The sequence below is a fragment of the Parolsenella sp. genome, assembly GCF_982402205.1.
Genome location: NZ_CEVYAT010000096.1, coordinates 1 through 6063 on the forward strand (window position 1 = coordinate 1; position 6063 = coordinate 6063).

9 protein-coding genes are annotated in these 6063 nt (G+C 65.3%); 4 read left to right on the forward strand and 5 right to left on the reverse strand.

The genetic code is table 11. The annotated features are described in order from the left end of the window. The 3 genes from AC1VTH_RS05870 to AC1VTH_RS05880 all read left to right on the forward strand — a co-directional run. Positions 1-267, forward strand: a 267-nt coding sequence (locus AC1VTH_RS05870) for a GntR family transcriptional regulator (protein ID WP_481335224.1), incomplete at its 5' end; no start/stop codon positions are given. Then, positions 216-1145 (forward strand): aminotransferase-like domain-containing protein, encoded by a 930-nt coding sequence (locus tag AC1VTH_RS05875; protein WP_481335226.1) that lies wholly within the window; start codon positions 216-218, stop codon positions 1143-1145. The genes AC1VTH_RS05870 and AC1VTH_RS05875, both read left to right, overlap by 52 nt. Before the next feature lie 483 nt (positions 1146-1628). Continuing rightward, positions 1629-2438 (forward strand): hypothetical protein, encoded by an 810-nt coding sequence (locus AC1VTH_RS05880; RefSeq protein WP_481335227.1) that lies wholly within the window; start codon positions 1629-1631, stop codon positions 2436-2438. Here AC1VTH_RS05880 and AC1VTH_RS05885 read toward each other — a convergent pair. From AC1VTH_RS05885 to AC1VTH_RS05900, 4 genes are all read right to left on the reverse strand, one after another. Further along, positions 2435-3250, reverse strand: coding sequence for a Rossmann-like and DUF2520 domain-containing protein (locus AC1VTH_RS05885; RefSeq protein WP_481335228.1), 816 nt, complete (start codon positions 3248-3250; stop codon positions 2435-2437). The genes AC1VTH_RS05880 and AC1VTH_RS05885 overlap by 4 nt on opposite strands. A 6-nt stretch (positions 3251-3256) precedes the next feature. Further along, on the reverse strand, positions 3257-4159 hold the full coding sequence (gene panC, locus AC1VTH_RS05890) for a pantoate--beta-alanine ligase (protein WP_481335229.1): 903 nt from the start codon (positions 4157-4159) through the stop codon (positions 3257-3259). Further along, positions 4159-5004, reverse strand: coding sequence for a 3-methyl-2-oxobutanoate hydroxymethyltransferase (gene panB / locus AC1VTH_RS05895; protein ID WP_301829503.1), 846 nt, complete (start codon positions 5002-5004; stop codon positions 4159-4161). Before panB ends, panC begins: the two co-directional genes overlap by 1 nt. A gap of 90 nt (positions 5005-5094) precedes the next feature. Then, entirely contained in the window at positions 5095-5514 is a 420-nt protein-coding gene (locus AC1VTH_RS05900) for a (deoxy)nucleoside triphosphate pyrophosphohydrolase (protein ID WP_481335231.1), read from the reverse strand. A 98-nt stretch (positions 5515-5612) separates the two neighbouring features. Here AC1VTH_RS05900 and AC1VTH_RS05905 point away from each other — a divergent pair, with 98 nt between their 5' ends. Then, positions 5613-5747 carry a hypothetical protein gene (locus AC1VTH_RS05905; RefSeq protein WP_481335233.1) on the forward strand — a complete coding sequence of 45 codons (135 nt, stop codon included), beginning with the start codon at positions 5613-5615 and terminating at the stop codon, positions 5745-5747. Here the strand turns inward: AC1VTH_RS05905 and AC1VTH_RS05910 are convergent. Then, the coding region (locus AC1VTH_RS05910) for a hypothetical protein (protein ID WP_481335234.1) at positions 5714-6063 on the reverse strand (350 nt) is incomplete at its 5' end. The genes AC1VTH_RS05905 and AC1VTH_RS05910 overlap by 34 nt on opposite strands.

A 6063-nucleotide genomic window follows, 5' to 3' on the forward strand; every position in this document is an offset into this window, starting at 1 on the left:
CGCCTGCCCTCGAAGCGGTCGCTGGCCGAGCACCTGGGCGTGAGTGTCGCTACGGTCGAGGGGGCCTATGGCCAGCTGGTGGCGGAGGGGTACGTGAGCGCCCGCGCCCGCAGTGGCTTCTACGCGTGCGACCTGCCGGGCATGGTGGCGCATGTGACGTCGCCGCAGGTAGATGCTGCCGTACATGCCTCGGGCGATAGCCAGACGGACTTGTCGTGGACCCCGCGCGCATCGTGGTGGGCGCGGGTGCTCAGATGCTCGACGTGATGATTGCCCAGCTCATGGGCCAGGCCAGCGTGTTTGCGCTCGAGGACCCGGGGTACGTGAGGCTCACGAGGATCTACGAGGCGTGCGGGTGCGGCGTGCGCCATGTTCCGCTCGATGGGCGGGGCGTGCAGATGGCGGGACTTGAGGCGTCGGGTGCAAACGTGCTCCACCTCATGCCGTCCCACCAGTTCCCCACGGGGCTCGTGACGTCAATAAGCCGCAGGTACGAGCTTATGGGCTGGGCCTCAGCCCAGGAGGGGCGCTGGCTTGTCGAAGACGACTACGACTGCGAGTTTCGCCTGGCGGGGCGTCCCGTGCCGGCACTTGCGAGCATCGACGCGGACGGACGCGTCATCTACACCAACACGTTCTCCAAGAGCTTGGGCGCGGCCCTGCGCCTCGCCTACATGGTGCTTCCCGAGGAGCTGATGGAGCGCTATAGCCGTGAGCTGGGCTTTTACTCGAGCACCGTAAGCTCGGTGCAACAGGTTGCGCTGGCTCGCATTCTCGAGGGCGGCGACTACGAGCGCCACGTGGCGCGCGTCCGCAAGCGCTGCCGCGACCTGCGCGACGAGCTCGTGGGTGCCTTGCGCGCGCGACCCGATGCTGGCAGGATTGGCATAGAGCAGGCAGACGCCGGCCTTCACCTGGTGCTTCGTGTGGACACCAGGGCCAGCGAGGAAGAGATTGCCGCCCGCGCCGTTGCGGCGGGCCTGCCCGAAGCGTGCCTCGTGCCCCTGTCGCGCTACGCCTTTGAGCGTGCGAGTGGCGCCCGAAGCGGCGCTGCGCGCCGCTTCGTCGTACCCTACGACGCCCTCGACCCCACCCGCGTCGCTATTCTGGCCTCTTTGGCCTTCGACGAGCCATCCCTTAAATAGGCTAATCAACTTTTTCTTGCCTAGATCTTTGACTCTGGAGTAGACAGCCGATTGTATCTTGCAAAAACCCAGTTGAGTAAAGTCACAATGGCCTTTCTACTTTGATGGGTGCGACAAAAGCACGAAATAGTTGATTAGGATCCGCCGCCGCAGCGCGTTTGCCGAAATCCCCTTCGTCTCGCTGCTCACCGAAGCGTTGTCTGTTAGCTTTTTTCTACCGAGGAAGGGGGCATCATGGACGGCGTGCTTTGTGGCCCAAGTGCTTTCAAATACTGGCGGATACCCCCGCAAGTACTTTCCCTGTGTCCGCCTCTGCCAATTGGCGATTTTGCTCGTCATAGGTCAGACTATCTTGAGCACCCGCTGGTTAAGGAAATCCTAGGTTTACCGTTGAGTCGTTTGCTCGTGGGCGGCCGCCATCCTAACTCAACTTCGAATCTCACCAACCATGCTTGGTCTGGCCCACTGCCGCCTGGGGCGGTTGTGCAGAGCGAACTTGGCATTGAGGTTGCCTCGCCGGCGTTTACCCTGCTCACGCTGGCCAATCAGGTCTCCTACATCACGCTTGTGATGTGCGCCTACGAGTTGTGCGGGTCCTTTGCCGTGTTCAAGCCATCGCCCCGAATCGAGGAGGCGCTGGCCAGCCCAAGGAATCATGCGGCGCTCAACATGTCTGGCGCCTGGGAGCGGGTGTGCTCTGCGAGCGGGAAGGCCTCTAACCTTTGGAGCCGCGAGCCACTCATTGACATCGATGAACTGCGTAACTTCGCCGCGAACACGGATGGCATGCGAGGCCACCGTGCGCTGGTTCGCGCCGCCAATGATGTAAGGGGAGTTGCTGCCTCGCCCTTCGAGGTGCAGGCGGCGATGCTGCTCAGCCTCGATACGCGGCTTGGTGGCTGCGGCTTCAAGGACCTGCAGCTCAATCGCCGTATCTGGTTGAGCGTATCGGCTCGGGCTACATCGGGTCGCAGCTCCGCCATTGCCGATCTTTACTTTGAGGGCGAGGAAGGCGTTAAGCTCGACATCGAATGCCAGAGCCGCTTGATCCACAGCAGCGCCCCGGCGGCAATCGAAGACTCGAATCGCTCGCTTTCGCTGCAGATGATGGGCGTAACCGTTCTCCCCATCACGTTCGAGCAGGTCCATGACGAGAAGCGCTTCGACAGACTTGCTGATCACATCGCAAAGGTGCTGGGCAGGCGTCGCGCAAGGCGCTCCGAGCGTTATCGAGTTGTAGAGGTTGAGTTGCGCGCGCAAATCTTCTGCGACTGGAGCTGCCTCGTGGCCTAATCCCGGCGCTTCGCAATCTCGCGGCAGCGCTGCGTAAGCAGCTCGTAGACCGCGCGCGCGTCACCGCCGAGGCAGCCAAGATGGCGCCCGATCGTAGCCTCGTCGCCGCGGGCGGCGGGGCCGGTAAGGGCGTTGGCGGGGCCGTCCTCGGCCACGTGGCGGGCGTTGCCCAGAAAGAGGGGAGCCAAGGCCCGCTCGGCGCCCGCGTGATCGAAGCCGCAGTTCACAAGCTCAGAAACCGCCATGTCGTAGAGGCCCACCACAAGGTTCGAGGCCATGACGGCGGCGGCGTGGTAGCGCGCCTTTTGGGTGCCGTCGATCTTCACAACGGCGGCGCCAAGCTCGCGAACAATGCTGCCGAGAAGGTCGCAGGCACACTCGTCGCCCTCAACGGCAAAGGTGCAGTGGCCAAGCTCGCGCCACGAGTCGAACCTGCTGCTCACGGCATAGAGGGGGTGCAGCGACGCCACGCAAGCCCCCGCCCCGCGGCACGCGTCCAGCGCGCTCGACGGCGTGGCGCCCGAGCAGTGCGCCACGATCTTGCCGGCCAGGTCGAGCCCGGCGAGCTCGCGACCCACCTCGGCGATGGCCGCGTCGGGGGTCGTCACAAAGATGACGCTCGCGCTGGCCACGCACTCCTCGAGCGAGTCAAACGCACGGCCACCGGCAAACGCCGCTGCCTCGCGCGCGCTCGACTCGCTGCGAGAGAAAAAGCCGGCAAGGCGGATGCGCTCGCTGCCTGCCATAAAGCGGGCGAGCGAGCAGCCAACCTTGCCGGCCCCAACAAACGCGATGTCAACGACGTTGTTCACGCGAGCCTAGTCGTTGCACCCACAGCCGCAGGAGTTGCAGCCGCAATCGCAGCCGTTACCCTCCGGCTCGTAGATGAAGTTGTCGATGAGGCGGGTCTTGCCAATGTAGACGGCCATGGCGCACAGCACCGGCGCGTCCTCGATGCGCTCGATTTGCACGATGTTCTCGAAGTCGACCATCTTGACGTAGTCGATCTTGGCGAGCGGCTCGGCCTCGATGATGGCGCGCATGGCGTCAAGTACGGTCTTGGCGTCGCGCTCGCCGGCCTCGACCATGCGCTGGCCGGCAAAGACGGCGCGCGACAGGCACAGGGCCGCGGTGCGCTCCTCGGGCGAGAGGTAGGTGTTACGCGAGCTCTTGGCCAGGCCGTCCTCCTCGCGGACGATGGGGCAGCCCACGATCTTGATACCAAAGTTGAGGTCGCGCACCATGCGGCGGATGACGGCGAGCTGCTGGGCGTCCTTCTGGCCAAAGTAGGCGCGGTCGGGCGTCACGATGTTGAACAGCTTGGAGACAACGGTGCACACGCCGCGGAAGTGGATCGGGCGGGTGAGGCCGCACAGCTCGTGCGTGAGCTCGTCCATGTTGACGTAGGTGCAGGCGTCTGCAGCGTACATCTCGCTGGGCTCGGGGTGGAAGACCAGCGCGGCGCCGGCCTCCTCGCACAGCTTGCAGTCGCGCTCAAAGTCGCGCGGGTAGCTCTCGAGGTCCTCGTTGGGGCCAAACTGCGTGGGGTTCACGAAGTCGGAGACAACGACGCGGTCGTTCTCGGCGGCGGCGCGCACGATCAGGCTCTTGTGGCCCTCGTGCAGAAAGCCCATGGTGGGAACGAGGCCCACGGTGAGACCCGCGCGCTTCCACTCCCTGACCTGCTCGCGAACCTCGGCGACGGTGGTGACTGCCTGCATTAGTTGTTCCTCCTGATCTGGTCCATGACCTCGGGGTCAATCTTGAATCCGTTCTCGATGGCGGGGAAGCTGCCGTCCTGCACGGCGGCGGCGTAGGCCTCGTAGCCCTCGCGCATGGCATCTCCCACCTGGGCAAACTGGCGCACGAACTTGGGCTTGAACCCGCCAGGCGTCATGCCGAGAAGGTCCTGCGCCACCAGCACCTGGCCGTCGCAGCCCGCGCCCGCGCCAATGCCAATCGTGAAGCAGTGGGTGAGCTTGGACGTGATGAACTCGGCAAGGTCGCGCGGGACGCACTCGAGCACCACGGCAAACGCGCCGGCGCGCTCGACGGCCAGGGCGTCATCGACGATGCGCTGGGCGTTCTCGGCGCTCTTGCCCTGCACCTTGAAGCCGCCAAAGGAGTTGGCGCTCTGCGGGGTCATGCCCACGTGGCCCACCACGGGAATGCCGCTCTCGACGATGGCGTGGATGGTCTCCTCGCAACGCACACCGCCCTCGAGCTTGACGGCCTGGCAGCGGCCCTCCTTCATGAGGCGGCCGGCGTTGCGCAGGCCCTCCTCGACGCTGGCCTGGTACGACATGAACGGCATGTCGCCCACCACGAAGGTATCGCTCGTGGCGCGGGTGACCGCGCGGGTGTGGTGGATCATGTCGTCCATGGTCACGGGGATGGTGTCCTCGTAGCCCAGCATGGTCATGCCAAGCGAGTCGCCCACCAAGATCATGTTGATGCCTGCGGCCTCGACGATGCTGGCCATCGTGTAGTCGTAGCTGGTGACCATCGTCACCTTTTGGCCCTCGGCAACCTGCTTGGCGAGGGTGAGAACCGTGTTCTTTGCCATGTGCTTCCTTTCGCGCCCGGGTTGCGGGGGAGGGCGCCTTGCGGCCGGCATGGTGCCGGTCCAAATGTCTATTGTAGGCTGTTCAAGCGCCTAGAGGTGCATATCTTCGAAGACGTCGCTCCAGGAGAGGCCCAGCGAGCGCACGACTTCGAGGTCTGCCGCGAGCCAGTCGACGCTAAGCAGGCTGTCGCGGTCGAGCCAGCGCAGGGCCTCGTGGTCGAGCATCTGGAGCTCGGTTTCCGCGGGGACGGGCGCGCAGAAGACGTCCATGGTGATGGAGAGCTCGGGGTAGTCGTGGCGCACGGTCGAGAAGGGCCAGAGTACTCCGAGCTCGATGCCCAGCTCCTCGCGGATCTCGCGGCGGCAGGCCTGCTCGGCAGACTCGCCGGGCTCGAGCTTGCCGCCGGGCAGCTCCCAGCCGTCCTTCATGCCGTGGCTGCGCTGGGCTGCCAGGATGCGGCCGTCGCGAATGATGATCGCGGCCGCCACGTGCAGGTTGTCGTTGGGCATGGTGCCTCGCTTTCTGGGCCGCCTCGCGGCCGCGTGGGTGTCGCGTGGATTGTACCCATGTTGGGCCCGTGGCCGTGAATAAAGCTGCCGAGAAGAACATGGCCGATAAACGCGCTGCCGAGAAGGACGTGGCCGAGAAGAACTCTGCCGAGAAGAGCGCTGCCGAGAAAAGCGCCCGAAAGCGCGCCACCAACAAGGCCTACCACGCGTCCAGGCCCATCTGCAGCAGGTAGACCTCCTCGCGCAGCTCACGGGCGCCGACGCGGGAAAGCTCGCCGGTCTCGTGCAACTCGCGGATCTGCTCGAGCTCAAAGGCAAGCGCCTCGGCCTCGATCTCGCGGCACTGGGCCTGAACGCGGGCGCGCCACTCCGTGCGGGACGACCCACTGCGCACGTTGGCCGTGGCGGCTAGCTGGGCGCGGTGCTCGCCCGCGATGATGCGGGCCGCGAGCTGCTGCTCGTCAGAGAGCTCGGGTGCCCAGGCGCGCAGCTGGTCGATGGCGTGGCGCTCGGTTGCGGCGTGAAGGCTTGCGAGCTGCTCGCGCTCGG